Source organism: Bradyrhizobium sp. RT6a (assembly GCF_040547675.1).
Taxonomy (GTDB): Bacteria; Pseudomonadota; Alphaproteobacteria; order Rhizobiales; family Xanthobacteraceae; genus Bradyrhizobium.
In genome coordinates, this window is record NZ_JBEPQC010000008.1 from 137,925 (window position 1) to 160,547 (window position 22,623).

Here is a 22,623-nt window from a genome sequence, read left to right on the forward strand (position 1 = left end):
GGGATTCTGGATTGCTTCGCTGCGCTCGCAATGACGGGGCTGAAACAGCTCGCCGTTAGGCCAGCCACGCTGCCGCATTATCCTGCATGATTCTTTTGTTGCTTAAGCAACTAATTTGTGCGAACCGTTCCAGACAAGGATGACGGCGGAGGAACCGCCGCGTCGGATCGGAGGAAGCAATGCTCGGCAGAGAGGGTGCCGCGGGCGAATGCCGGCGCATGCCTGGAACTGACAGAGGTCGGCGACCGCTGCGTGGCCGGTCAGGTCTCGGTGCTGCCGGTCACCGCGCCGAGATTCTCGTGGAGGCGGCGCAACAGGTCGATCAGCACCTCGCGCTCGTCCTTGTCCAGGCAGGACAACAGGCGCCGTTCGCGCTCGAATGCCGCGACGATTACCTTGTCATGGATGGCGCGGCCCTTCGCCGTCAGCGAGATCGAATGGGTGCGCCCGTCGTTTGGATCGGTACGGATCGAGATCAGCCCCCGCTTCTCCAGACCGGCCAGCGTCCGGCTCACCGGGCCCTTGTCGAAGCCGATGACGTGGCAGATGCGCGAGGCTGGAATGCCGGGCTCGATCGCCAGCAGCGACATGATCCGCCATTCCGTGACGTTGACGCCGAACTGCCGCTGATAGAACGCGGTGGCGCTGTTCGAGAGCTTGTTGGCGATGAAGGTGATGAACGCGGGGACGTAACGATCGAGATCGAGCGTCGGTCCCGTCTCGGCGGGCGCAGGTTTTTGGCGGGCTCTGGTCGAGGACGGCGGCATATCGGGATTCTGTCTCGCGGCGTGTCGAAAGACCTAATGGTAAGCGCCGCCCTTTCACAAGATCAAAATAAGGGAGGACTTCCATGAGCGCTTCCAGCTCCCCGGAAATTAACGGTTCGTCGGCCGTCCCGCATCTCGACGTCGATCCCTTCGCAATGGATTTTTTCGCCGACCCCTATCCCACGCATGAGCTGCTGCGGGAGGCGGGACCTGTCGTCTATCTCGACAAGTGGAGCGTCTATGGAGTGGCGCGCTATGCCGAGGTTCATGCCGTGCTGAACGACCCCGCGACCTTCTGCTCCAGCCGCGGCGTCGGCCTCTCCGACTTCAAGAAGGAGACGCCGTGGAGGCCGCCGAGCCTGATCCTCGAAGCCGATCCTCCCGCGCACACCCGCACCCGCGCGGTGCTCTCGAAGGTGCTGTCGCCGACGGTGATGAAGGGGCTCCGCGACCGCTTTGCCGCGGCAGCGGAAAAGCGTGTGGACGCGCTGCTGGAGAAGCGCAGCTTCGATGCCGTCACGGACCTCGCTGAGGCCTATCCGCTGTCGATCTTCCCGGATGCGCTCGGGCTGAAGCCGGAGGGCCGCGAACATCTGATTCCCTATGCGAGCGTCGTGTTCAACGCCTTCGGCCCGCCGAACGAGCTGCGCCAGGAAGCGATCGCGCGCTCGGCGCCGCACCAGGCTTACGTCACCGATCAGTGCCAGCGGGACAACCTCACGCCCGGCGGCATCGGCGCCTGCATCCATGCCCATGTCGACGAGGGTGCCATCACCGCCACCGAAGCGCCGCTGCTGGTGCGTTCGCTGCTGTCGGCGGGCCTCGACACCACCGTCAACGGCATCGGTGCAGCGGTCTACTGTCTGGCGCGCTTCCCGGAGCAGTGGCAGCGCCTGCGCGGCGATTTCACGCTGGCGCGCAACGCTTTCGAGGAGGCGGTTCGTTTTGAAAGCCCGGTGCAGACCTTCTTCCGCACGACAACGCGCGAGGTCGAACTGTCAGGCGCGTCCATCGGTGAGGGCGAGAAGGTGTTGATGTTTCTGGCGGCTGCCAATCGCGATCCGCGGCGCTGGGACAAGCCGGACAGCTACGACATCACCCGCCGCACGTCCGGCCATGTGGGCTATGGCTCAGGTATTCACATGTGCGTCGGCCAGCTGGTCGCGCGGCTCGAAGGCGAGACAATGCTCGCGGCGCTGGCCCGCCGGATCGCGAAAATCGAGATCACGGGCGAGCCACAGCGCCGCTTCAACAACACGCTGCGCGGGCTCGACAGCCTGCCTGTGAGCATCACGCCGGTCTGACGCTGGCGGCATCGAAAACAACAGGGGAGGGAACAATGAAGAACTTGAAGTGGACGCTTGCGCTGGCCGCGAGCTTGATTGGCGGCGCGGCAAATGCCGAGATCTCGGACAATGTCGTGCGCGTCGGCGCGCTGAACGACATCTCAGGCATCTTCCAGGATACCAACGGCATGGGTTCAGTCGAGGCCGCGCGCATGGCCGCCGAGGATTTCAACGGCGGCGGCAAGGGCATCAAGGTCGAGATCGTCTATGCCGATCACCAGAACAAGGCCGACGTCGGCAACGCCATCGCGCGCAAATGGCTCGATGTCGAGGGCGTCGACGCCATCGTCGACGTGCCGAACTCGGCCGTCGGTCTCTCCATCAACACGCTGCTGCGCGACAGCCGCATGACGTTCCTGGCGTCGTCCACCGCGAGTTCCGATCTCACCGGCAAGGCCTGCTCGCCCAACACCATCCAGTGGGTGAACGACGCCTGGGCGACCGGCAACACCACGGCAGCCGCGATGATGTCGCGCGGCGGCAAGGACTGGTATTTCCTCACGGTCGATTACGCGCTCGGCAAGGGCATCGAGGCGGAAGCCCAGAAATACATCGAGGCGCATGGCGGCAAGGTGTTGGGCTCGAGCAAGCATCCGCTCGGCACGTCCGACTTCGCCTCCTTCCTGTTGCAGGCGCAGAGCTCGAAGGCGCAGGTGATCGGGCTCGCCAATGCCGGCGGCGACACCATCAACGCGGTGAAGCAGGCGGCGGAGTTCGGCATACAGCAGGGCGGACAAAAACTCGTCGCCTTCCTGCTCTTCATCAACGACGTCCACGGCATGGGCATCAAGGTGGCCCAAGGGCTCCAGCTCATGGAAGCCTTCTACTGGGACATGAACGACGACACCCGCGCCTTCGCCAAGCGGTTCGCCGCGCGGCCCGGCATGAACGGCAAGATGCCGAGCGGCAACCAGGCCGGGGTCTATGCCTCCACGCTTGCCTATCTCAACGCGGTCGCCGCGACCGGCAGCGACAATGCCAAGGACGCCGTGCCCGAGATGAAGAAGTTCAAGGGCAAGGACAAGCTGTTCGGCAACACCACGATCCGCCAGGACGGTCGCGTCGTGCATCCGATGTATCTGTTCGAAGTGAAGAAGCCGGAGGAGTCGAAATATCCGTACGACTATTACAAGCTGGTCTCGACCATCTCGGCGGAGCAGGCGTTCCGCCCGCTGACGGAGGGCGGCTGCGAGCTGGTGAAGTAAGTCTCGTGCCCCGGACGCAGTGCGGCGCGTAGCGCTGCGCTGCAGAGCCGGGGCCCATGACTTCTGAGTCCCATGACTTCTGAGTCCCATGGCTGCTGGGTCCCGGCTCTGCGTCGCGTCATTTCATGCCGCGCCGCGTTCGGGACACGAGAGGAACGCCCCTACACCACCTTGCTCGATCCCTGCGTGATCAGCCGCGCGGCGCGCTGGTCGCGGGCGTAGATCCAGAGCCAGCTCAGCGCGACGCTGAGGCGGTGGCGCAAGCCGATCAGGAAGTAGATGTGGGCGATGCCCCAGATCCACCACGCGATGGTGCCGCGCAATTTGATGCGACCGAAGTCGATTACCGCGAGCCGCTTGCCGATCTGCGCGAGGCTGCCGGAGTGCTTGTAGCGGAACGGGCCTGTCGGCTCTTGGCGCAGCCGGGCCTTGATGGTCTCGGCCACGTGACGGCCCTGCTGCTTGGCGGCCGGCGCGATGCCGGGCACGGGCTTGCCGTCCCAGGCGTTGATCAGAACGGTATCGCCGATCGCAAAGATTTCGGGATGCCCCGGTATCGTCAGGTCCGCCTCGACCTGCACGCGTCCGGCACGATCGGCCGGCGCACCCAGCCACTCGGCCGCGGGCGAGGCGCGCACGCCGGCGGCCCAGATTCTCGTCTTGGCCTCGAGCAGCTTGCCGCCGAACACCACGCCCTCGCGATTGATCTCGGTGACGGCCTGTCCGAGCACGACCTCGACGCCGATCTTTTCCAGCGAGGCCTGGGCATAGGCCGAGAGATCATCTGGAAAGCCTGCGAGCACGCGCGGACCGGCCTCGATCAGCACCACGCGCGCCTTGTTGGTGTCGATGTTGCGGAAGTCGGCTGGCAAGGTGTGGTGCGCCATCTCGGCGATGGTCCCCGCGAGCTCCACGCCGGTGGGACCGGCGCCGACGATGACGAAGGTCAGCCGCGCCGCGCGCTTGGCCGGATCGGTCTCGCGCTCGGCACGCTCGAACGCCACCAGGATATGACGGCGCAAGGTGGTCGCGTCCTCCAGCGTCTTCAGGCCGGGCGCGAACTGCTCCCATTCGTCGTGGCCGAAATAGGCATGCCGCGCGCCGGTGGCGAGCACCAGCGTATCGTAAGGAACCTCGCTGCCGTCGTCGATCAGCACGCAACGCCTGTCGGCATCGACGCCGCTGACGGTCGCAAACAGCGTCGTCACATCGCGCCGGTCGCGCATCAGGTGCCGGACCGGCCATGCGATCTCGCTGGTGGCGAGCGAAGCGGTCGCGACCTGGTAGAGCAGCGGCTGGAACAGATGATGGTTGCGGCGGTCGATCAGCGTGATCTCGACCGGGCTGCCGGCGAGCCGGTGGGTCGTCTCCAGCCCGCCGAAGCCGGCTCCGACGATGACGACGCGATGCGGTGTCGTGGTCATGATGCGCCCCTCGAATCTCGCTGCTCTATTCTCTCATTTAAGTGCGGATTGGGCGTGGCGGTCCAATAGCCATCATCAATGGACGGATAGGCCAAGGGCATCGAGTGTATCGCCGTCCCGCGAAAAAGCGCCGCAGCCTCCGTCTAAGTAAGTAGAATTATATTTCTTGCTATCGCCGATCGGGGCGAAATATGGTGCAGGGGCGGGCGCTGAGCCATTGGCGGCGCGCAAGATTTTGCGTTCAATAGAGATGACCCGGGGCGGCAATCACCCCGCTTCCGGGCGTAATAATATGGAGGGGAGTTGTTATGAGGACGGCATTCTGGCTGGCGGGCGCAGCGGCGCTGGTGCTGGCAAGCCCGGCATCCGCCGGCGACACCATCAAGATCGGCTTCGTTTCGACCTTCAGCGGCCCGACCGCCGTGATCGGCAACGACATGCGCAATTCGTTCGAGCTCGCGCTGGATCACATCGGCCGCAAGATGGACGGCAAGCCGGTCGAGGTGATTTACGAGGACGACGGGCAGAAGCCCGACGTCGGCAAGCAGAAGACCGAGAAGCTGGTCCAGTCCGACAAGGTCGATTTCATCGTCGGCTACATCTGGTCGAACGTGCTGCTGGCCTCGCTCAAGACCGCCGTGGATTCGCAGACCATCCTGATCTCGGCCAATGCCGGTCCGTCGCAGCTCGCGGGCGAGCTCTGTTCGCCTTACGTGTTCTCGACCTCCTGGCAGAACGACCAGACCCCGGCCGCCATGGGTCTCTACATGAACCAGAAGGGCGTCAAGAGCGTGTTCCTGATCGGCCCGAACTACGCCGCCGGCAAGGACATGCTCGCAGGCGTGAAGAGCACGTTCAAGGGCGAGGTCAAGGGCGAGGAATACACGGTCTGGCCGAGCCAGCTCGACTTCTCCGCCGAGCTGTCCAAGGCGCGCGCCTCGGGTGCCGAGTCGATCTTCGTGTTCTATCCGGGTGCAGCCGGCGTGCAGTTCCTCAACCAATATGCGCAGGCCGGGCTGAAGAGCACGATGCCACTCTACACAGCTTTCACCGTCGACGAGCTGTCGCTGCCGCTGCAAAAGGAGAACGCGCTCGGCGTTCCCGGCGCGCAGGAATGGGTGAATGATCTGCCCAACGAGCAGAACAAGCGCTTCGTCGCCGACTACCGCAAGAAGTACCCCGGCCTGCGCCCGACCTATTACGGCGCGCAAGCCTACGACGCGGCCCAGCTCATCAACAGCGCGGTGGTCGCGGTGAAGGGCGACACCAGCAAGAAGGACGCGATGAAGGCCGAGATGGAGAAGGCCAACTTCAAGTCGCTGCGCGGCCCGTTCAAGTACGGCAAGAACCACATCCCGGTGCAGAACTTCTACCTCCAGGACGTGGTCAAGGATGGCGAAGGCCAACTCTCGCTGAAGACGGTCGCGACCATCGTCGAAAACGACCAGGATCGCTTTCACGACAAATGCGCGATGAAGTGAGATCTCTGCTTTCCCTCTCCCCGCTCGCGGGGAGAGGGTTCTCAGCTCTCTCTCCCGTCATTGCGAGCGCAGCGAAGCAATCCAGAATCTTTCCGCAGAGGGATTCTGGATTGCTTCGTCGCAAGGGCTCCTCGCAATGACGGCGTGGAGGCAGCTACACCCGCGGCATGCTCACAGGCCGCACCTCTCGGGCTTGCGCCGCGAGCCTGATGCCGGCATTGGCTGCACCAAATCCCTGATAATCCCTTCGCTCCACGATCTCGAAGAAGAAGCGCTCGTCGAAGATGTGGGTGTAGACCTGGAAGAACTCCCCGTCGCCTTCGCGGTCGTAGAGAATGTGGTTGGCGCGCAGCTGCGCCATCAGGTCGGGCGCGAGGTCGTATTTGGCTTCGATGTCGTCGTAGTAATTGTCCGGAATATCGAGGAAATCCGCGCCGCGCTTGCGCATCTCCGCGACCGCCGCGAAAATGTCCGGGCACGTGAACGCGACGTGCTGCACGCCCGAGCCGAAAAACTCCGAGATGAAGCGGGCCGGCAGCGTGCGGTTGGCGGATGAGCCGTTGAGCACGAAGCGCAGGCTCTGGTCGCCGTTGATGACGGCCTGGCTTTGCACGAGGCCCCTGGGATCGGCGATCTCCATCTGCGGCAGCCGCTCGAGGTCGAGGATGCCGGTGTAGAACAGCAGCCACGACAGCATCTCGTCATAGGGCATCGACTGCGCGATGTGATCGACAGCGAGCAGGGCGTCCGCGCGAGCGTCGCTCGGGACCTGTTCGAAATCCGTGTCCCAGTTCTTGCCGGCCTGATCGAGAAAATACAGCAGGCTGCCGCCGACGCCGTGAATTGCGGGAATCTCCAGCTCGCCCGGCCCGACCGGCTGGTAGAAGGTGCGCGCTTTCAGCGTCTCGGCGCGCTGCATGACGAGGCTGGCATTGTCGACGTCGAGCGCGATGGCGCAGACGCCGGGGCCATGCGTCACGTAGTGCGAATGCGCAAAGCCATCGGTCTCGGAGTTGACGACGAGCTCGACCTTGCCCTGCGACCAGCGCTCCACCGCCTTGCTGCGATGCTTGCCGGTCTTTCGGAAACCGAGCTGCGAAAGTAGGTGGGCGAGTTCGCCGGCCTTGGTCTCGTTGACGGCAAACTCGATGAAGCCCGTCCCGCGACTTTTGGGCTTCGGTGCCAAGGGCTCGCTGATGAGCTTTGGCCAATCCGGTGCAAGCTGGTCCTCCAGCAGGATCAGCGAACGCAGGCCGTCGACCGCGGTCTGTACCGCCGAGCCGGCGCGGAATTGGTCGTTGAAGATCTCCAGCGATAGCGGCCCGGCATAGCCGGTCGCCGCGATCGCCGCCATGAACTCGCCGACCGGCAGATCGCCCTGGCCGGGGAAGGAGCGGAAGTGCCGGCTCCAGGACAAGATGTCGAGCTCGAGCTTCGGCGCGTCCGCAAGCTGGACCAGGAAGATCTTGTCGCCGGGGATCGAGGCCATCGCGCGGACCGGAAAGCCGGGGGCCAGCGCATGAAAGCTGTCGAGAATGACGCCGATCGCGGGGTGATCGGCGCGCCGCACGATCTCCCAGGCATCGCGGTAATCGTTGACGTGGCGTCCCCAGGCCAATGCCTCGTAGCCGACGCGCAAAGATCGTTTGGCCGCGCGGTCGCCAAGCTCGCGAAAATCATCCGCGGCGCGGTCGATGCCGCCGAGCGAGGCCGGCGACACGTTGGAGCAGATCAGCAGCAGATCGGTGCCGAGCTCCTGCATCAGGTCGAACTTGCGTTCGGCGCGGGCAAAGTTGCGCGAACGCTGCGGCTCCGGCATGCCCTCGAAATCGCGGAACGGCTGAAACGCGCAGATCTCGAGATTGAGGTCCTTGCAAAGCTGAGCCACCTCGCGCGGGCTTGCGCCGAACGACAGCAGGTCGTTCTCGAAAATCTCGACCGCGTCGAAGCCGGCGGAGGCGATGGCGCGGAGCTTTTCGTCAAGGGCGCCGGAGAGAGAGACCGTTGCGATCGAGCGTTTACTCATGCTGCGTTGTCCTCCATCGCGCCGCCGAGGAACAATTGTCCGATGCGGGGATCATTCAAAATGCGCTTCGCGCCGTCGACCATGCGGGTCTGGCCGAGCTCGAGCACGATGCCGATGTCGGATATCTCCAGCGCCGAGCGTGCGTTCTGCTCGATCATCAGAATGGTGACGCCGCGGTCGCGCAAGGATTTCAGGATGTCGAAAGTCTGCTGCACCATCAGCGGCGACAGGCCGATCGAGGGCTCGTCGATCAGCACCAGCTTTGGCTCGATCAGCAGCGAGCGGGCGATTTCGAGCTGCTTCTGCTCGCCGCCGGATAGCGTGGAGGCCTGCTGCGTCGATTTTCGCCGCAGCGCCGGGAACAGGTCGAGCGCAGCCTCGATCCGGCTCTGCAGGTCGATGCCCTTGCCTGCGGAAACGCCGCCGAGCTCGACGTTATGGCGTACCGACAGCTCGGGAAAGATGTTGCGGCCCTGCGGCACGTAGCAGATTCCGGCATTGAGCAGCGCGCGCTGGCTCAAACTGGTGACGTCGCGGCCGGCGAAGCTGACCTTGCCCTCGCGCAGCTTGAGCAGGCCGAAGATCGCCTTGAACACGGTGGACTTGCCGGCGCCGTTCGGGCCGATGATGGTGGTGATGGTGGCCTGCGGCACGGCGAAGGTGGTGCCGTTCAGGATGGTCATTTTGCCGTAACCGCCGACGAGATTGTGAACCGAGAGGATCGGATCGCTCATGATGTCTCTCCCTAGTGTCCGAGATAGGCTTCGATCACGGCGGGGTCCTTGCGGACCTCGTCCGGCCGTCCCATCGCCAGCACCGTGCCTTCCGCCATCACCATCACGCGCGAGCACAGCGACATCACGAATTCCATGTTGTGCTCGATCACGACGAAGGTGGCATTCTTTTCGCGGTTGATCGCGACCAGCCGCTCCTTCAGGTCCGTCAGCATCGACGGGTTGACGCCGCCGGCGGGCTCGTCGAGCAGCACCAGCCGTGGTCCGCCCATGAACGCCATGGCGGCGTCGAGCAGTTTTTGCTGGCCATAGGAGAGCCCGCCGGCGGGCTCTTCGGCGAGATGATCTAGCTTGAAAAAGCCGATCATCTGGTTGGCGGCCTCCGTCAGTCCGGCGTCGGAGCGGCCGACCAGCCGCGAGGCCATGCTGCCCTGGTGCTCCTGTCCCGCGAGGATCAGGTTCTCGCGCACCGAGAGTTTTGGAAACACCTGCAGGAGCTGGAAGGTGCGGCTGACCCCGAGCTTGTTGAGCTCGGCGGGTCGCAACCCCGTGACGACCTTGCCGTCGAGCTTGACCTCGCCCCCGCTCGGCGTGAGCTGGCCGAGGATGCAGTTGAACAGGGTCGACTTGCCGCAGCCGTTCGGGCCGATCAGGCCGAGGATCTCGCCCTCGCGGACGTCGAAAGAGACGCCGCCGACGGCGCTGATCCCGCCAAAATTCTTCTTGATGTCGGTGACTTCGAGGACCGCGCTCATTGCACCGTCTCCAGCCGGGACTTTGCGACGGCGCGCTGGGCCGAGGCCGCCTTGGTTCGCCGCTCGGCGAGATAGCGGTCGAGGATTCCCAAAATGCCGGTCGGCGACCAGATCAGCAGCCCCATCACCGCGATCGCGTAGAGCATCAGATAATAGCCCTCGGTGAAGCGCAGCCATTCCGGCAGCAGCACCGCGATCATCGCGCCGAGGAACGGACCCAGGAAGAATCCGGCGCCGCCGACGATTACGATCATCAGGAGGTCGAGCGAGAGCGACAGGTTGAACGGCACGGGATCGATATATTGCGTCAGCGGCGCATAGAGCGCGCCGGCGACCCCACCGAGCGCCGAGCCGATCGCGAACGCCATCAGCGTATAGCGTCGCGTGTCGACGCCCAGCGACTGCGCCCGCAGCGGGTTTTCGCGCAGCGCCATGAAGGCGCGGCCCCAGGGCGAGCGGATCAGCCACCACACCGCGAGCGACACGATCGCGAGCGAGCCGAGACAGACATAGTAGAACGGCAGCGGCTTGTTGGTCGCGATGCCGAAGATGTGCGGGCGCGGAATGTTGGAGATGCCGTAGATGCCGCCGGTGAGCCAGCTCTCGTTGCGAAACACCAGGAAGGCCAGCGTGGAGAAGGCGAGCGTGACGAAAGCGAGGTAGTGGTGCTGCACCCGCAGCGCGGGATAGCCGAGCACCCAGCCGACCGCGAAGCTCAAGGCGATCGCGACGACGATCGCCGCCGGCAGCGGCCAGCCATGCGTGGTCATGATCGCCGCGGCGTAGGCGCCGATGCCGACGAAGGCGCCCTGCGCCAGCGAGACCTGGCCGGCATAGCCAAGCGTGAGGTTGAGGCCCATCGCAGCGATGGCCATCACCGCCCACTGGCTCAGGATGAACAGGCCATAGCGGTTGAAATTCATGGGAACGACGATCAGCGCAGCGATCACGATGAGGCCGAACGCGATCTTCAGAGGTTTGGCGAAGCCGCTCATACGGTGCGCTCCTCGGCGCGGCCGAGCAGGCCCTGTGGCCGGAACAGGATGACGGCGATCAGGAAGATCATCGGCACGGCGGTGCGGTACTGCGTCGAGACATAGGCGGCCGCGAGATTGTCGAGCACGCCGATCAGGAGACCGCCTGCGATCGCGCCGCGCACCTGGTTGAACCCGCCGACGATCGCGGCGATGAACGCGGCCTGGCCCAGCACCTCGCCGGACGTGAACTTCGCGAGGTAGATCGGCGTGATCAACAGCGAGGCGAGAGCGACCAGGAACGCGTTGATCAGGAAGGTCAGGAGGATCATGCGCTCGACGGGAACGCCGATGATGCGTGCCACCGTCGGGTTCTGCGCCGCCGCCTGCATTTGGTGGCCGAGCGAGGTGCGGTTGAGAAGCGCAGTCAAGCCGAAGACGGCAAGGATGGCGAGGACGAGGACGCCGATGCTTTGCAGCGAGACGGCATGGCCGAGGATGGAAACGTCGCCGGTCGGCACGATCGAGGGGAACGGTGAGGCTTCGGCGCTGAAGAACTGTTTTACGGCCTCCTTGAGGCCGATCGCGAGCGCCATCGTCGCGATCGCGAGCGGCAGCACGCCATGGCGCATCATCGGATCCACCAGCAGCATCTTTAAGGCGAGGCCGAGCAGGAGCATCGAGAGCAGGATGCCGAGGATGATCGCGAGCCAGAACGGCGCGCCGGCATGCATCGCCGCCAGCATCAGGAACGCCGGCAGCATCACGAACTCGCCTTGCGCGAAATTGATGGTCTGCGAGGTCTGCCATAGCAGCGTGAAGCCGACCGCAACCAGCGCATAGATCGCGCCGGTGGCAAGTCCCGCGACCAGAAGATCGAACAGATTGGACATTTTCCCCTCTTTCCTCTCCCTCTCACCGCCCTTCTTTTTCTCCCTCTCCCCGCGAAGAGCGGGGCGAGGGAGACGAAAGATCTCCCCCCGGATCCGCCTTCGCTAAAGCTTCGGCGGACAGGCGCGGCGAGGGGCAAAGACCTCACTTCACCTTCGGCAGCACCTGCTTCACCACTTGCTTGCCTTCGACCACCTCGACCAGAAAGCTCTGGCGGTCGATGTCGCCGGTGTCGCTGAAGGTGACGTCCATCAGGATGCCCGGCTCGTCCGCGGCCTTGATGGTCAGGCCATGCAGATTGTCGGCGAACGCCTTGGAATCGACCTTGCCCATCTTATCGGTCGTGGCCTTCACCATGTAGACCGCGAGATAGCCCTTCAGGCCGTTATGGTCGGGCACGTAATTGTACTTCTTCGCGAACTTGTCGCGAAACGCCTTGATCAGGTCGACCGGCGCGTCGGTGGTGAGACCGACATGGCCGCGCGCGCCGTTGGCGGCATCGCCCGCGAGTTCGATCACCTTCTGCCCGATCAGCGTGGTCTCGCCCATCAGCGGCGCGGTGACGCCCTGGCGCTTCAGCTCCTTCAGGATGCGTGCGCTCTCTTCTTCGTTGAGATAGACGAACACGGCGTCGGGATTGGCAGCCTTGATCTTGCCGACGTCGGCGGCGAAATCGGCCTGGCCCGCCTCGGTGGAGAGATCGGCGACCACCTTGGAGCCGAGGCGGTCGAGCTCCTTGACGATGACATCGCGACCGCCGCGGCCAAAGTCATTGTTGACCCAGACCACAGCGACCGACTTCGCCTTCATGTCGTCGTGAATGTATTTGGCGACCTTCGGCATCGAGGATTGCTGGCCGAACGAGGTGCGGAACAGGAATTTGTTCCCGGCCTGCGTCAGCTCGGCGGCTTCGCCGCCCATGATCTGCGCGATGCCGGCCTCTGCCGCCAGCGGCGCGGTGACCTTCACGGAGCCGGAATAGCCGGGTCCGAGCAGCACATAGGGCTCGGCGTCGAGCGCCTTTTGCACCTGCGCGCGCGCGACGCCCGGGTTGGATTGCGAGTCCGCATGAGTGACTTCGAGCTTGCGGCCGAGTACCCCGCCCTTGGCGTTGATCTCCTCGATTGCGAGGTCGATGCCGTTCTTCCAGTTGGTGCCGACGGTGGCGCCGCCGCCGGACAACTCGGCGACGTCGGCGAGCTTGATCGCCTGGGCGTGGACACTGGTTGCGGTCGCGAAGGCAAGCAGGGCGCCTGCCAGAATGGTCGATTTCATGGTCTCTCCTCCGATTTTTTCGTTGATGTTGTGCGCGGCCTTGTGTCCGGCCGCTTCGGTTACGCTGCCTGATGGGCCGAGCTTCGTGCCGCCATCACCTCGTCGAATGCCTCTCCCATGACCTCGGTCGATGGGGCGAGGCCCGTGAACAGTTCGAAAGCGTCGGCGGCCTGGTAGATCGCAAGCTCCCGCCCGGTCATGATCCGCGCGCCCTTGGCTTGGGCGGCTGCCAGCAGCGGCGTGATCAGCGGCGAGTAGACGGCATCGGCGACCCATAGGTTTTGACGCAGCAGCGTCGGCGCGACCGGCGTTTCCCGGTTCGGCAGCATGCCGACCGGCGTGCCGTTGACGAGGCCCGTTGCGCCGTCGAGCGCGGCCTCGACGCTTGCGGCGACGTTGGCGCCTCCCTGCTTGACGAGCAGCGCGGCGAGTTTTTCGGCGCGTGCCGGCTCGCTGTCGAAGATGCGGATGTCGGTCACGTCAAGGCTCGCCAGCGCAAAGGCGATCGCCTTGCCGACGCCGCCGGTGCCGATCACGGCGACCGCGTTTCCAGAGGGAGCCAGCAGCGGCGCGACGGCGCGCGCAAAGCCCGTCGTGTCGGTGTTGTGGCCGATCAGCCGGCCGTGGCTGACGACGACGGTGTTGACCGCCCCCATGACGGCCGCACCCGGTGCCAGTTCATCGAGCAGCGGGACCACCGCCTCCTTGTAGGGAAAAGTGACGTTGACGCCGGCAAAGCCGAGGCGCCGCACGCCTTCCAGCATCATGGCGAGCTCGGCCGAGCCGGCGCCGGCCACCTCGATGAGCTGGTAATGGCCGCGCAAGCCCAGCGCCTCGGCGGCGCGCTCGTGCATGGCGGGGGATGCGGAATGCGCAATGGGAGCGCCGATCAAGCCGGTGAGAAGCTTTTTGCTGGCGGCGTGTCCGGGCTTTGACATGGTTCGCTATCGTCTCGTTGGGAGCGTTCGGTCCCGGCCATTAGCGGAGAAATCCGCGCAATTCCAAGGGGGCTTCCGCGTGCGACGATAGCGCTTCCCCCGCCTAACACAATTACCCTCTTGTCCTGCAAACCTAACATAATGTTATTTCCTCCGCCCGCGTGGCGGCGCGGCTCTGCCTTTGCCCCGCGACGGCTCGACCGCGCGCATCTCGGCGCGCAGGGCCTCGATGAAATACTCGACGTGAAGCGACAACGGCGCGCCGCGCTTCACCGCGATATAGGTGTCGAACCGCGTCGGCTCGGTGATCTTGATCAGCTCGATTCCGGGATAGCCGCCATGGGCCACCGTGAACTGGTCGATGATGGCGATGCCGAGCCCCGCCTTCACCAGCGCGCAGACCGTCGTGCCGAAGCGGGCGCGGATGGTGATGTTGTACGCGAGCCGGTGGCGCGCGAAGATCTCGGCCATGATCCGCCCGTAGGGATCGTTGGGATCGATGCCGATCAGCGGATAGCGCGTGATCTCGGCCGCGGAGACCTGCTTGCGGCCGGCGAGCTCGTGGCCCGGCGGCACGATGCAATAGAGTTCGCCGGAGGCGAGCGGCAAGAAATCGAGCCCGGAATGTTCGAGCCGGTAGCTCATCGCAACGCACTCGCCGCGGCCGAGCAGGAGATAGTCGATGGCTTCCTCGAGCTTGAGGATGTTGATGTCGATGCCGAGATCCGGATAGCGCCGCCGGACCCGCTCGATCGCGCGCGGCACCATGACTTGCGAAATGCTCGGCACCGAGCCGATCCGCAGCTCCGACAATCCGCCGCGGCCGATTTTGGAGATGATCTCGGAGAGGTCGTCGACCTTCTTGTAGACGCCGTTGATCTGCTCGAAGATGTTCTCGGCTTCCGGCGTCGGGAAATAGCGGCCGTTCTGGCGCTGGAAGAAGCGGATGCCGAGCGAGCGCTCGGTGTATTTGACGAGGCGGCTGATACCCGGCGCCGAAACGTTCAGCAGCTTCGCCGCGCCGCCGATAGTGCCCGTCACCATCACGGCACGGATCACTTCAACCTGGCGCAGCGTCATCATGTCCCGGGCATCCGAAAGATAATCGTTGGCGGCGATTATCTCACGAGAGCCATGATGTCAGCCAGCGGTAACGACGGCCAGCGGTCAGGAAGGCGCGCGATCTGTTGTAGCGGCGTCGGTTGCCTCAATTGCGTTCTAGCTCGCCGGTCCGTCCGGCGAGGCGCTCTCCGCCGGCTTGCTGCGCTCGCTTTGCAGCACTCCGCGTGCGAACTCGATGATCTTCTGCTTGTTTGCCGTTTCGCGGACAGCAAAAAACACGCGGTTGAGTTCCAGGCCGAGCACGCTGTTGAGGGCGATGTCCTCGTCTTCCATCGTGGTGTTCCCGCTTCGACATCGTAGGTGTATCTTGACGTCACTTCTTCCACAAGTAGATTAAACCTTCGGGGTCAATGGGATACCGGGAAACTACGGAAACGCTGAATTGAGGCAGTGCCCAAAGACGTGCTATAACGGACAGCGAGGGTCAGGAAACGCACCGATGTCCGCCGTGGATTATGGCCGGGAAGCGCTCGACTTCATTGAGGGGCTTGGAGCCTATACCAAGGTTCCTGACGCCATGGACGCGCTTGCGACCGCGTTCGGGCGCTACGGCTTCGAGCACATCATCGTAACCGGCTTGCCGAATCCCGATCAGCGCTTCTCCCAGATGGTGCTCGCCAAGAAGTGGCCGGCGGAGTGGTTCAGCCTCTATACCCAGAAAGGCTACGACCGCGTCGATCCCGTAATCCGCAAATGCCGGCAGACGGTGAACCCTTTCGAGTGGTCCGAGGCGCCGTACGATCCAGAGCTGGAGCCGGGCGCAGTGGAGGTGATGCGGCGCGCTGCCGATTTCCGCATGTCGCGCGGCTTCGTCGTGCCGATCCACGGATTGACCGGCTACGAGGCCGGCGTCTCGCTCGGTGGCGTTCACCTCGACCTCAATGCGCGCAGCAAGCCGGCGCTGCACCTGATCGGCATGTACGGCTTCGAGCACATTCGCCGCTTGCTCCATCCGGCGCCGCATCGATCGATGCGCCTTACCCCGCGCGAGCGCGAGGTGCTCGCTTGGGCCTCGCAGGGCAAGTCGGCCTGGGAAATCGGCGAGATCCTGCACATCACGCAGCGCACCGCTGAAGAGCATCTTGCAACTGCCGCGCGCAAGCTTGGTGCCGTCAACCGGACGCATGCGGTTGCGATCGCGATCCGCCACAGAATCATCACCCCCTGAAATCCGCGCCTACTGGGAAATTTCCCAATAGTCGCTTTGTCCGTTTTCCGTGAGTGTTCCCCTTATTTCGAACAATGGGGGAATAAATGATTCATGTGATTTCTGCCGCCAACCGGCACCTCTACGAGGATGTTCTCGAGCAACATTTCAGGATGCGTCACCCGATTTTTGTCGAGGAGCGGAAATGGGAGGCGCTGCGCAAGCCCGATGGCCGCGAACTCGATAGCTACGACAATGAGGACGCGATCTACCTGCTGGCTCTCGAAAATCGCCGGGTGCTCGGCGGCTCCCGCCTGTATCCCACCACCAAGCCGACGATGATGAGCGAGGTCTTCCCGCATCTCGCCGCGGTGCGCGGTTGCCCCTCCAACCCGCTCGTCTGGGAGTGGTCACGCTTCTTCGTTTCGCGGGAGCGCCGCGACGGTGCGTTCAATTGGCAACTGATGGCAGCGGCGCAAGAGTTCTGTCTCGATCAGGGCATCGAGCGTCTCTGTCTTGTCATGGAGACCTGGTGGCTGCCGCGCTTCCACGAGATCGGATTCATCGTCACGCCGCTGGGATTGCCGGCGCTGGTCGAGAATTCCTGGACGATGGCGGCCACGATCGAGATCCGTCAAGAGTCGCTGGATGCCGTGTGTGACCGTATCGGAATGACAAACGTCATGCATCAGGACGGTCCGCGTATCGATTGCATCGCCCTTGCCAACCTCTGCGGCCTCGCTGCCGCGCAACGAAAGAGCGCCTGAGATGTCGAATATGATGCGGGACAGCCAGATCATGGCGCAAATCAAGGACGAAAATCTCGGCTACATGTCCGACATGGCGCTCGAACTCGCGGAGATGGCGGAAGACACCGGATTGGCGACGCTCGCCTATCTTTTCCGGATGGCGGCGCTGGAGGCCTCGACAGCCAACAGCGTGCTCGCCGAACCGGATGACCATTCCCGGCAGATGACGTCGCACTAGGCGTCTCCTTCCCAACGTTGCGACGATTTTCACACCCTCTCTCCGGCAACGGAGGGAGGGTGATCCGTTTGGGTGCGGCAGGTTGACCCATCCTGCGCGGCAGTCTTCTTGCAAGGGCCGATTAGAGGGCCAGGATCGATCGCATGCATCGGCATGCAACAAAGTGCATGTTGGATGTCGAATCGCTCTTGCCTCGGAACGATACTGCCATTACCCATTTTTCCGCCTTGTACAGGCAGGGGGAGCTCTTTCACTGATGGCGACCGTGTTCGAACATCGGCGCGAACCTGCGTGCGCCTGAAAGAGTTTTGATGCTGCTCGTCGTCGAACAGTTCTTGAACGGTTTGCAGTTCGGCCTGCTGCTGTTCCTGCTCGCCGCCGGCCTGACGCTGGTGTTCGGGATCATGGATCTCGTCAACCTCGCGCACGGCTCGCTCTACATGATGGGCGCCTATTTCGCCGCGACCTTCGCAGCCTGGACCGGCAGCTTCCTGCTCGGCGCGCTCTTGGCGCTCGGCGCGACCTTGGTGCTCGGCATCGTGCTCGAGATGACCGCGCTGCGGCATCTCTACGGACGCGACCATCTCGACCACGTGCTCGCGACCTTCGGCCTGATCCTGTTCTTCAACGAGGCCGTGCGGCTGATCTGGGGTCCTGCCGGGCTGGCGCTGCCGCTCCCGGCCTGGCTCACGGTGCCGGTGCCGATCCTGCCGGGCATTCACTATCCCGCTTATCGCCTGGCCATCATCGTCGTGGCGCTGCTGGTTGCGCTGCTGCTCTATCTCGGCGTGATGCGCACCCGCATCGGCATGCTGATCCGCGCCGGCGCCTCCAACCGCGAGATGATCGGCGCGCTCGGCATCAACATCAAGCTGCTCTACACCCTGGTGTTCGGCCTCGGTGCCGCGCTCGCGGGCCTTGCCGGTCTGATGCAGGCGCCGATCCTTACCGTGCAGATCGGCATGGGCGAGAACATCCTGATCCTCGCCTTCGTCATCATCGTGATCGGCGGTATCGGCTCGATCCGCGGCGCGTTCCTGGCCGCGATCTTCGTCGGTATGATCGACACGCTCGGCCGCGCCTTCCTGCCCAATCTGCTGCGGCAGGTGCTGAGCGGCGCCGCGGCCTCCACCGCCGCGCCCGCGCTGTCGTCCATGCTGATCTACCTGTTGATGGCGATCGTGCTGGTGGTGCGGCCGGAGGGGCTGTTTCCGGCCAACCGTCGATGAAGTCATTCACTGTGAGCAAGGCCGTGACGGCCCTGATGCTGGCGGGCCTCGTGCTGCTGCCGCTCTATTCGCAACTCTCAGGCAACATCTTCATCCTGACGCTGTTCACCCGCATCGTCATCCTGGCGCTGGCGGCCGCGAGCCTCAACCTCATCATGGGTTTTGGCGGCATGATGAGTTTTGGCCACGCCGCCTATCTCGGCATTGGCGGTTACGCGGTCGGCATGCTGGCGCAGGAAGGCGTCGGAAGCGGCTTCATCCAGTTTCCGGTCGCGCTCGCGGCCTCCGCGACTTACGCGCTGGTGATAGGCGCGCTCTCGCTTCGCACGCGTGGCGTTTACTTCATCATGATCACGCTCGCCTTCGCGCAGATGGCCTATTACGTCGCCTCGGGGCTGGCGCGCTATGGCGGCGATGACGGCCTCACCGTCTACAAGCGCAGCGACTTCTCCGGGCTGATCAATCTGTCGAACCGGACGCAGTTTTATTATCTCTGCCTCGCCTGCCTGTTCGGCGTGGTCTTCCTGATCTGGCGCCTCGCCAATTCGCGCTTCGGCCTCGTCCTGCAGGGCCTGCGCTCCAACGAGCAGCGCATGCAGGCGATCGGCTTTCCCTCGAAACGCTACCAGCTGGTCTGCTTCGTCATCTCGGGCATGATGTGCGGCCTCGCCGGCGCGCTGCTCGCCAACAACACCGATTTCGTCAGCCCGGCCGTGATGTACTGGACGCGTTCGGGCGACCTCATGGTGATGGTGATCCTCGGGGGCATGGGCACGCTGGTCGGCCCGGTCATCGGCGCGGTGGTGTATTTGCTGCTGGAAGAGTTTTTGTCGCAGCTCACCGAATACTGGGCGCTGATCATGGGCCCGATGCTGCTGCTGATCGTGCTGTTTGGTCGCGGCGGCATCATGGGCCTGCTCGGGAGGCTCAATCGTGGCTGAGCCGCTGCTCCGCGTCGACAGGCTGGTGCGCCGCTTCGGCGGCATCATTGCGACGGACAACGTCTCGCTCGACGTCGCCGCAGGCGAGCTGCACGCCATCATCGGCCCGAACGGCGCCGGCAAGACCACGCTGATCAGCCAGCTCACCGGGCATCTGGAGCCGCATTCCGGCAGCGTCTCGCTGGCGGGGCGCGACATCACCTATCTGCCGGCGCATCGCCGCTGCGCGCTGGGCCTGGCACGTTCGTTCCAGATCACCTCGCTGCTGCTCGATTTCACCGCCGCCGACAATGTCGCGCTTGCGGCGCAAGCGCATGCCGGCACCTCGTTCCGCTTCTTTGCCAATGCGCGCAAGGAGAAAGGCCTGCGCGATGCCGCGCATGCCGCGCTCGACCGCGTCGGTCTCGCCCATCGTGCCGATGTCCTGGTGTCCAGGCTCAGCCATGGCGAGCGTCGCCAGATCGAGCTGGCAGTTGCGCTGGCAAGCAAGCCGAAGCTTTTGCTGCTCGACGAACCGATGGCGGGCCTCGGCGTCACCGAGTCCCAGCGCATGGTGCAGCTGCTCCAGGAGCTGCGCAAAGAGGTCTCGATCGTGTTGGTCGAGCACGACATGCCGGCGGTGTTTGCGCTGGCCGACCGTATCTCGGTGCTGGTCTATGGCCGCGTCATCGCCTCCGGCGATCCGGCCGCGATCCGGGCGAACGAGGACGTCAAGCGCGCCTATCTCGGCGAGGCGCATGTGGTGACGCACCATGGCTGAAAATATGGTGGCTGACACGCTGCTCGAGGTCGACGGCATCGAGACCTGCTACGGCCTGTCCCAGGTGCTGTTCGGCTTGTCCCTGTCGGTCAAATCAGGCGAGATGGTCTCGCTGATGGGCCGCAACGGCATGGGCAAGACCACGACCATCCGCTCCATCATGGGCCTGACGCCGGCGCGCGCAGGCAGCATCCGCTTTGCGGGCTCGGAAGTGCGGACGCAACCGTCCTACCGGATAGCGCAACTCGGTGTCGGCCTCGTCCCCGAGGGGCGGCAGATCTTCCCGAACCTCACCGTGCGCGAAAACCTGGTCGCGGCCGCCGCCGATCGTTTCGATAGCAGCAACCCCTGGACGCTGGCGGCGATCTACGTGATGTTTCCGCGCCTGGCCGAGCGCGCCTCCAACATGGGCAACCAGCTCTCCGGCGGCGAGCAGCAGATGCTCGCAATCGGCCGCGCGCTGATGACCAACCCGAAGCTCCTCATCCTGGATGAAGCCACCGAAGGCCTGGCGCCCCTGATCCGCGAAGAGATCTGGAGCTGCCTGTCGCTGCTCAAGAGTCGGGGACAGTCGATCCTGGTCGTCGACAAGAACGTCGACCACCTTGCCCGCATCTGCGACCGCCACACCATCATCGAGCGCGGCAAGACGGTGTGGAGCGGCACCTCTGAAGAGCTAATGGCCGAGCCGGATCTGCAGCACAAATATCTGGGAATCTGAGGCTGGGCGGTGAGGTGAGGTACGCCGTGGCCGCTTCCGATGGTGTCGTCCTGGCGAAAGCCAGGACCCATACCGCGAGGTCTCCCTATGAGGGCAGTATCAGTACCGAACAACCTTCTTCGCCAAACCCTTTTTGGGGTAACGGGTCCTGGCTTTCGCCAGGACGACGTTGGCAATCACCAATAAATCCCATGCCGATGCAGTTCGCGGATCACGCGTGCCTCGGTGGATGGCTGGCGACGTTTCGGCTTTGCCGTTTCTCTCGCGCTGGCAACCGGCGCGGCGCTGGGCTGAGTTGCGGCCGGAGCGGCCGCACTTGTTGTGGCAGTCGCTGCCGGAGGTGTTGAAGCTGGGGCGGTGGTCGCCGTCTGGACATTCGTAGGCGCTGCCGCCGGAGCTTGTGGCGGCGTGGCTGCTGTCGTTGCCGGGTCGGCGGTCTGGTGGCTCGCATTTGTCGCTGCAAGGCTAAGGCTCCGCGGTCCGCCGGCAACGGCCTGGCTTGCCAGCAGCGACATTGCCGCGATCAGAATCATCTTTCGCATGACACCCTCCGTTATCTGGACAATCCGTCTTACCTAACTCGCTTGCCTTTATCGCGGCGAGCGGCCCATCCCGATTTCGATCAAGGTGGCACGGCAGGACAGGCGATAGATCAAGCTGAACAGATGGCCCCACATGATCGAACTCCGTTGTTGATCAGTCCGAGGATTGTGACCCTCCATCGTTTCCGGCCATCTTCGCGGGGGCGGAAAAATGACTTCGTCGGCAAGGTCAAAGGTTTCGTCGGAAGCACCGGCGCGAAACCGGCTCACGCCGGCGTGAGGGCCTGTCGGTAACGATCGTGGGCTCGGCCCCCCGGCGATCCTAATCGTGGACCAACATCAGCCGGCCATCCTCGAGGCCGAACACGAGTGCGGGACGATCCCGGTATTTCACGCCGCCGATATTCGTCGCGATCCTTGCCGGAAGCCTGATGCGCGCGATGTCATGCGGGCCGGCGACGAACCCGATGAGCCGCAGCGTTCGCCGTTCGAGGTCCGGCACCGCGAGATCTGGATGGCCGTCGCCATCAAAATCGGCCGTAAAGCTCATGTGCAGCGACCGCGAGCCGATGAAATGGTTCGATACGTCGGAAATTTCCGCCGATTTTTCCAAACGATCATGCCGCCACGACCACATTTCGAGAATCCCGACCACATGAGGCTGGCGGACAAGCACGATATCCGTGGTGCCATCGCCGTCGAAATCGGCGATGCCGGCCGGGTTGAGCCAAGCATGGGCGTGGCCGATCGGAGGCGTCTCCGCAACGATGGCCGCCGAGGTGGGATCGATGACAGCCAGCGCGGAGCCGCGCTTCAGATAGGATTTGACCAGCACAATCCTTTCGCGGCCGCCGATCGCAGCGACGCGCGGCTCGAGGTCTTCGAACACGGCGTCACCATCCAGGCGCAGCGTGCGTTGTCCGCCCCCGCGCGGCTCGATCACCAGGCTACCGGCCTCGATGGCATCGCCGAGGACGCCGTGGTGATAGCGTTCGGTCGGCTCAGCGAGCCAGGCACGCGCGACGGTATCGCGGCCTGTCGCGACGCGCCCATCCGCAAGGGCCCCGGGCGGCGGCGCCGGACGTTCGAGCGCCGCGGCCGGCACCATGCGCATCGCTTTCGCGTCGAACTGGTACCAATTCGTGCCGATTGCAATTCGGACGTCGCTATCCGCTAAGTCAATTTCGCTGACGCGGCCGGGGGCGCGCACGGTGCCCGCCTGCCAGTCGGCCAGGGCTGGCGCGGACAGGGCTGGCGCGGACAGGGTCAGGGAAAATAGCAGGACCGCCGGGCGCAACCGCATCATGGTACTCCTGGAAAATCCGGCCGTGTTGCGGGGATCAGCGGCCGGTTGGCGG

At 64.2% G+C, this 22,623-nt stretch carries 23 protein-coding genes; 10 read left to right on the top strand and 13 right to left on the bottom strand.

Going from position 1 to position 22,623, the window contains the following annotated elements; translation table 11 throughout:
- Positions 1–260: 260 nt before the first annotated feature.
- Positions 261–767 carry a MarR family winged helix-turn-helix transcriptional regulator gene (locus ABIC03_RS31515; protein WP_027514461.1) on the bottom strand — a complete coding sequence of 169 codons (507 nt, stop codon included), beginning with the start codon at positions 765–767 and terminating at the stop codon, positions 261–263.
- Between the two features lie 83 nt (positions 768–850).
- Between ABIC03_RS31515 and ABIC03_RS31520 the strand changes: the two genes are divergently transcribed.
- Both ABIC03_RS31520 and ABIC03_RS31525 read left to right on the top strand, forming a co-directional pair.
- Positions 851–2,071 (top strand): cytochrome P450, encoded by a 1,221-nt coding sequence (locus ABIC03_RS31520; protein WP_354063898.1) that lies wholly within the window; start codon positions 851–853, stop codon positions 2,069–2,071.
- 35 nt (positions 2,072–2,106) lie between these two features.
- Positions 2,107–3,318: an ABC transporter substrate-binding protein gene (locus ABIC03_RS31525; protein WP_354063900.1), complete on the top strand. Its 1,212-nt coding sequence runs from the start codon at positions 2,107–2,109 to the stop codon at positions 3,316–3,318.
- Positions 3,319–3,479: 161 nt separating this feature from the next.
- Here ABIC03_RS31525 and ABIC03_RS31530 read toward each other — a convergent pair whose 3' ends face one another.
- Positions 3,480–4,742: an NAD(P)/FAD-dependent oxidoreductase gene (locus ABIC03_RS31530; RefSeq protein WP_275168484.1), complete on the bottom strand. Its 1,263-nt coding sequence runs from the start codon at positions 4,740–4,742 to the stop codon at positions 3,480–3,482.
- Between the two features lie 308 nt (positions 4,743–5,050).
- Between ABIC03_RS31530 and ABIC03_RS31535 the strand changes: the two genes are divergently transcribed.
- Complete coding sequence (locus tag ABIC03_RS31535; protein WP_275168483.1) at positions 5,051–6,223, top strand: ABC transporter substrate-binding protein; 1,173 nt, start codon at positions 5,051–5,053, stop codon at positions 6,221–6,223.
- Positions 6,224–6,377: 154 nt separating this feature from the next.
- Here ABIC03_RS31535 and ABIC03_RS31540 read toward each other — a convergent pair whose 3' ends face one another.
- From ABIC03_RS31540 to ABIC03_RS31580, 9 genes are all read right to left on the bottom strand, one after another.
- Positions 6,378–8,249 (bottom strand): bifunctional sugar phosphate isomerase/epimerase/4-hydroxyphenylpyruvate dioxygenase family protein, encoded by a 1,872-nt coding sequence (locus ABIC03_RS31540; RefSeq protein WP_354063903.1) that lies wholly within the window; start codon positions 8,247–8,249, stop codon positions 6,378–6,380.
- Positions 8,246–8,983 (bottom strand): ABC transporter ATP-binding protein, encoded by a 738-nt coding sequence (locus ABIC03_RS31545; RefSeq protein WP_354063905.1) that lies wholly within the window; start codon positions 8,981–8,983, stop codon positions 8,246–8,248. Before ABIC03_RS31545 ends, ABIC03_RS31540 begins: the two co-directional genes overlap by 4 nt.
- Before the next feature lie 11 nt (positions 8,984–8,994).
- Complete coding sequence (locus ABIC03_RS31550) at positions 8,995–9,738, bottom strand: ABC transporter ATP-binding protein (RefSeq protein ID WP_275168480.1); 744 nt, start codon at positions 9,736–9,738, stop codon at positions 8,995–8,997.
- Entirely contained in the window at positions 9,735–10,733 is a 999-nt protein-coding gene (locus tag ABIC03_RS31555; protein ID WP_354063906.1) for a branched-chain amino acid ABC transporter permease, read from the bottom strand. Before ABIC03_RS31555 ends, ABIC03_RS31550 begins: the two co-directional genes overlap by 4 nt.
- Positions 10,730–11,605, bottom strand: coding sequence for a branched-chain amino acid ABC transporter permease (locus ABIC03_RS31560; RefSeq protein ID WP_354063908.1), 876 nt, complete (start codon positions 11,603–11,605; stop codon positions 10,730–10,732). Before ABIC03_RS31560 ends, ABIC03_RS31555 begins: the two co-directional genes overlap by 4 nt.
- Before the next feature lie 142 nt (positions 11,606–11,747).
- Positions 11,748–12,878, bottom strand: a complete 1,131-nt coding sequence (locus tag ABIC03_RS31565) for an ABC transporter substrate-binding protein (protein WP_354063910.1) — start codon at positions 12,876–12,878, stop codon at positions 11,748–11,750.
- A 59-nt stretch (positions 12,879–12,937) separates the two neighbouring features.
- A complete protein-coding gene (locus ABIC03_RS31570; RefSeq protein WP_354063912.1) occupies positions 12,938–13,816 on the bottom strand; it encodes a shikimate dehydrogenase in 879 nt (292 codons plus the stop codon).
- A gap of 144 nt (positions 13,817–13,960) precedes the next feature.
- Complete coding sequence (locus tag ABIC03_RS31575; RefSeq protein WP_354063914.1) at positions 13,961–14,899, bottom strand: LysR family transcriptional regulator; 939 nt, start codon at positions 14,897–14,899, stop codon at positions 13,961–13,963.
- A gap of 135 nt (positions 14,900–15,034) precedes the next feature.
- Complete coding sequence (locus ABIC03_RS31580; protein WP_007597932.1) at positions 15,035–15,211, bottom strand: hypothetical protein; 177 nt, start codon at positions 15,209–15,211, stop codon at positions 15,035–15,037.
- Between the two features lie 166 nt (positions 15,212–15,377).
- On the opposite strand from ABIC03_RS31580, the gene ABIC03_RS31585 reads away from it, so the two are divergent.
- The 7 genes from ABIC03_RS31585 to ABIC03_RS31615 all read left to right on the top strand — a co-directional run bounded on the left by ABIC03_RS31585 (position 15,378) and on the right by ABIC03_RS31615 (position 20,723).
- Positions 15,378–16,106, top strand: coding sequence for a helix-turn-helix transcriptional regulator (locus ABIC03_RS31585; RefSeq protein ID WP_354063917.1), 729 nt, complete (start codon positions 15,378–15,380; stop codon positions 16,104–16,106).
- Positions 16,107–16,192: 86 nt separating this feature from the next.
- On the top strand, positions 16,193–16,852 hold the full coding sequence (locus ABIC03_RS31590) for an acyl-homoserine-lactone synthase (RefSeq protein ID WP_354063919.1): 660 nt from the start codon (positions 16,193–16,195) through the stop codon (positions 16,850–16,852).
- Position 16,853: 1 nt separating this feature from the next.
- The gene (locus ABIC03_RS31595) at positions 16,854–17,072 is read left to right on the top strand and encodes a hypothetical protein (RefSeq protein WP_275168472.1); all 219 of its coding nucleotides are present in this window, start codon (positions 16,854–16,856) and stop codon (positions 17,070–17,072) included.
- Positions 17,073–17,383: 311 nt separating this feature from the next.
- Positions 17,384–18,301: a branched-chain amino acid ABC transporter permease gene (locus tag ABIC03_RS31600; RefSeq protein WP_007615745.1), complete on the top strand. Its 918-nt coding sequence runs from the start codon at positions 17,384–17,386 to the stop codon at positions 18,299–18,301.
- Positions 18,298–19,242: a branched-chain amino acid ABC transporter permease gene (locus tag ABIC03_RS31605; RefSeq protein ID WP_354063922.1), complete on the top strand. Its 945-nt coding sequence runs from the start codon at positions 18,298–18,300 to the stop codon at positions 19,240–19,242. Before ABIC03_RS31600 ends, ABIC03_RS31605 begins: the two co-directional genes overlap by 4 nt.
- Entirely contained in the window at positions 19,235–20,002 is a 768-nt protein-coding gene (locus ABIC03_RS31610; RefSeq protein WP_354063924.1) for an ABC transporter ATP-binding protein, read from the top strand. Before ABIC03_RS31605 ends, ABIC03_RS31610 begins: the two co-directional genes overlap by 8 nt.
- Entirely contained in the window at positions 19,995–20,723 is a 729-nt protein-coding gene (locus ABIC03_RS31615) for an ABC transporter ATP-binding protein (RefSeq protein ID WP_275168469.1), read from the top strand. Before ABIC03_RS31610 ends, ABIC03_RS31615 begins: the two co-directional genes overlap by 8 nt.
- Positions 20,724–20,899: 176 nt before the next feature.
- Here the strand turns inward: ABIC03_RS31615 and ABIC03_RS31620 are convergent, their stop codons facing one another.
- A complete protein-coding gene (locus ABIC03_RS31620; RefSeq protein ID WP_354063926.1) occupies positions 20,900–21,265 on the bottom strand; it encodes a hypothetical protein in 366 nt (121 codons plus the stop codon).
- A gap of 322 nt (positions 21,266–21,587) precedes the next feature.
- On the bottom strand, positions 21,588–22,562 hold the full coding sequence (locus ABIC03_RS31625) for an FG-GAP repeat domain-containing protein (protein WP_354063928.1): 975 nt from the start codon (positions 22,560–22,562) through the stop codon (positions 21,588–21,590).
- Positions 22,563–22,623: the final 61 nt, after the last annotated feature.